At 46.3% G+C, this 3,638-nt stretch carries 4 protein-coding genes; 1 reads left to right on the top strand and 3 read right to left on the bottom strand.

What is annotated here, in order from left to right:
- Both VIP81_RS29895 and VIP81_RS29890 read right to left on the bottom strand, forming a co-directional pair.
- On the bottom strand, nucleotides 1-1,032 hold a 1,032-nt coding region (locus VIP81_RS29895), incomplete at its 3' end, for a carboxypeptidase-like regulatory domain-containing protein (protein ID WP_331970471.1).
- A gap of 313 nt (nucleotides 1,033-1,345) precedes the next feature.
- Nucleotides 1,346-1,915 carry a dihydrofolate reductase family protein gene (locus VIP81_RS29890; protein WP_331970468.1) on the bottom strand — a complete coding sequence of 190 codons (570 nt, stop codon included), beginning with the start codon at nucleotides 1,913-1,915 and terminating at the stop codon, nucleotides 1,346-1,348.
- Between the two features lie 184 nt (nucleotides 1,916-2,099).
- Here VIP81_RS29890 and VIP81_RS29885 point away from each other — a divergent pair, with 184 nt between their 5' ends.
- Nucleotides 2,100-2,552: a VOC family protein gene (locus VIP81_RS29885; RefSeq protein ID WP_331970465.1), complete on the top strand. Its 453-nt coding sequence runs from the start codon at nucleotides 2,100-2,102 to the stop codon at nucleotides 2,550-2,552.
- Between the two features lie 136 nt (nucleotides 2,553-2,688).
- On the opposite strand, the gene VIP81_RS29880 is transcribed toward VIP81_RS29885, so the two are convergent.
- Nucleotides 2,689-3,638: OmpA family protein (locus VIP81_RS29880; RefSeq protein ID WP_331970462.1), on the bottom strand; the 950-nt coding region annotated here is incomplete at its 5' end.

Genomic DNA, 3,638 nt, shown 5'->3' with positions numbered 1-3,638 from the left:
TTGCGCATGGTTGGAAACACCATACTTTGTTCTGGCAATATTCACAAAGGTATCCAGTACATTCCTGGTAATGTTATACACCAGTTCATCCGAATTGGATTGTATGTCTGCAATGACCAGGGAACGGTTATCTGTTTGATGATCCCATGCAAAGAAGTAGTGCAGTTTATCTTTGATGATTGGGCCGCCAATAGATCCCCCGAACTGATAAGTGGAATAGTCGTTATTTCTTTTATTACCGCGGATATCATAAGGGCTGGATAACCAGTTAGCACGACCAAAGCCGAATACAGAACCGGAAACCGTATTGGTACCGGATTTGGTAACAGCACTTACGGTACCGCCACCTGATCTTCCGAGTGTAACGTCGTACTGGTTTGTAACAACTTTAAACTCACGAACCGCTTCAATAGAGATAGAATAAGGGGCACCACTTCTGGAGGTGGTGGGACCGGCAGAAGTAGGGTTCTTGGCAGTCATACCATCAATAGTATAGTTAGTACCAGATCCCAGCTGACCGCTGATACTATTACCATTACCGGTAAGCGGTGACAGTGCTGCCAGGTTAGAGAAGTTTCTTCCGTTAACGGGCAACCTGTTCATGTCGGTGGGGGTAATAGTGGTAGCAGCACCTGCATTCACAATTGCCTTCTTGTTGGAAGTAGATACAATGGTAACGGCATCAAGATTTGAAACAGATGGCTCCAGATCAAAGTTTACCTGGAGAGCATCGCCCTGATTAAGATTATAGTCCTGCTTTTTCTGAGAACCAAACCCCATTGCCGACACCGTAATCGTGTAAGGACCGCCAAGTGGCAATTGCTTAAAGGTGTATAAACCTTTGGTATTTGACTGGGTTCTGTTGGTAAAACCAGTTGATTCATTTCTCACTGTAATGGATGCACCGGGAATCATTGTGCCATCCTTCCCTTTGACCTGACCATTCAGATCAGCCAGGGTGGATTGTGCAAATACTTCGGAACACATTAGCATACCTAACGTAATGAAAAAAAGACAGATGGAGCGCTTCATCGATTTAGATGGTTTTAAATTCAGCCAGCGAAATTATCTAATGAGTATTTATAGAATATGAACGCGGTGTTAACAAAACATTATCTTTGGTCTTTAGTCTTCGGACAGACGCTACAGATGGGTCATTTCTCCTCTTTATCAGTTTTGCGCAAACAGGCCTCATATATTTATCGGATCTGAGCTAACGGTAAAGCAGCAACGAATTTATCAATCACAAAAGTAATTATTATTATTACAATTCCAACCACAAAAGGCTGTCCCATATTGGTTATGGAAAGCCTTCATGTATTTATTTGTTACCCCAATGGGAAAATCAGTTTTTCAACGGTCCGAGATGGCGGTAAGTATTGAGCAGCACTCCTGTTGGTGTGGTTGCCGTGCTCACAAACTCGAGTTGCCGGGCGTCAAAGCTATCAGACAGAAGGCGTTTGCCCTTACCCAATAATACCGGGTATACGATCAGAATAACCTCATCTATCAATCCGGCATCGAGCAGCACAGAGGTGAGTGATATACTTCCGGCAATAACCAGATCAGGTCCGTCTGTCGATTTGAGGTGGCGAAGCTCTTCTGTCATATCCTCGCCCAGGCCCTTTACTGGTCCCCATTCAAGACTCTCAGGCCTGTGCGTGACTACATATTTCGTTGCGGCGTTTATTCCGTTGGCCATCGGAAAGTCTCCGGCATTGGGCCAGTATCCTATAAACTCATCGTAGGTCTTACGACCCAGCAGCAGGTCAAAGTCTGTACCGTATGACTCAAGAAGCATAGCCATCCCGGCAGGGGTACGATAGGGTGCGGTCCATCCGCCGTATGTGTAATTTTTATCGTGCTCGATAACACCATCAAGGGAGACATGTTCGAAAATTCTGATCTTTCTCATTTTATTGTTATTTGTTTAATGATTTACCAAATTTAAGACAGACCAGATACACAGATGGGGTGCAACTCCGACAATATGAGGGGCTAATTACGTAATATTCAATTTTGCAGGTTATTTGTAACTTAGTAAAAAGCTGCTTGTGAAGTTTAATCAGTAACTAGGACTATTATTAATAAACAACACCATGGCAAAAAATAAATTACTGCGAATGGACAACGTAGGAATCGTTGTAGAATCCCTCGATGAGGCCATCACTTTTTTCACAGAAATAGGCCTGAAGCTGGAAGGACGGGCCTCGATCCAGGGAGAATGGGCTGGTCGCGTTACAGGACTAGGCAATCAGGACGTAGAGGTTGCCATGATGATTACCCCGGATGGCCACAGTCGGCTCGAGCTTTCACGATTTCTAACCCCACCTGTGATCTCCGATCACAGAAATGCTCCTGTGAACGCCCTCGGTTATCTGCGCGCGATGTTCACCGTTGAAGATATTGACGACCTGGTATCGAGACTTCTCAAACATGGCGCTCAACTTGTTGGCGAAGTGGTTCAATACGAGGACTCCTATCGGCTTTGTTACATTCGGGCAAAAGACGGATTATTGGTCGGTTTGGCGGAACAACTGGGTGGTAAGTAATGACGGTTGTTGTTGTAGCATCTCACTGAAATAAATATCTATACTGTAGCTTATTCCATGTCGTTCACCTCTCCTGGTGAACGCAGTTCCCATTGTGGCCTTAAATGACCAGTCGATTTAAATGAAATTCTCTTTATCAGCGTTCTCCCTTTTCCCTGGTCACTGTAATCTCTGTTCTCCGGTTTGCCTGATGATCCGCTTCCGTGCATTTTACTCCATTTGAACAATGATTCACCAGTCTTGATTCCCCATATCCATGGGCAGTCATCCTTTCGTTGGAAATTCCTTTTGTCACAAGATATTGTACAGCTTTATCCGCCCTTTTACGGGAGAGGCTCATGTTGTAAGTGTCGCTCCCCCGGCTGTCGGTATGGGCACTCAACTCTATCTTTATCTCAGGATACCTTATAAGCACCAATGCCAGGGAATCAAGTACCGCTGTGGCGTCGGGGGATCTGATATAACTCTTATCGAAGTCATAGTACAAGTTAGTCAAAGTAAATACCTCACCAGGTTGGGGTATTCCGGGCCTGGGTGGGTTTGGCGGGGGAATGATCGCTGAAGGCGGTTCAACGGGAGACGCCTGGCGGACAAAAACATAAATATCGTCGCTGCCTTTCCCGCCTGGCCTGTTGGAAGCCAGGTAGCCATTGACCGAATCTGCAGGCACAAAATAAAAATCATCGTAACTGGAATTTATCGGAGGCCTCATATTCACTGGTTCGTCCCACTGATCCCTGGCGCCGGTTACACTGAATATGTCCAATCCGCCTATGCCTGTATGTCCCCTGCTGGCGATGTACAAATTGCCATCCCGCCCAACAACGGGGAACAATTCATCGTCGGGCGTATTGATCACTGCACCGCAGTTCCTGGGTGACTGCCACCCGCCGGATGAATCGCGAAGGCAAAACCAGATATCCGCGCCACCTTGCCCACCTGGCCTGTCTGATACAAAATACAGGGTATTGCCGTCGCCAGTGATGGCCGCATGGCCAGTGGACCATTCTTCTGCGTTATTGTATGGGAATGGATAGGCGGTCTTCTTACCGTCCGATATATATAACTCCAGCCTGCGCGTCCCGA

It is taken from the genome of Chitinophaga sp. (assembly GCF_036566945.1).
In the GTDB taxonomy this organism is placed as follows: Bacteria; Bacteroidota; Bacteroidia; order Chitinophagales; family Chitinophagaceae; genus Chitinophaga.
This window is presented reverse-complemented; position numbering and strand designations above follow the sequence as displayed.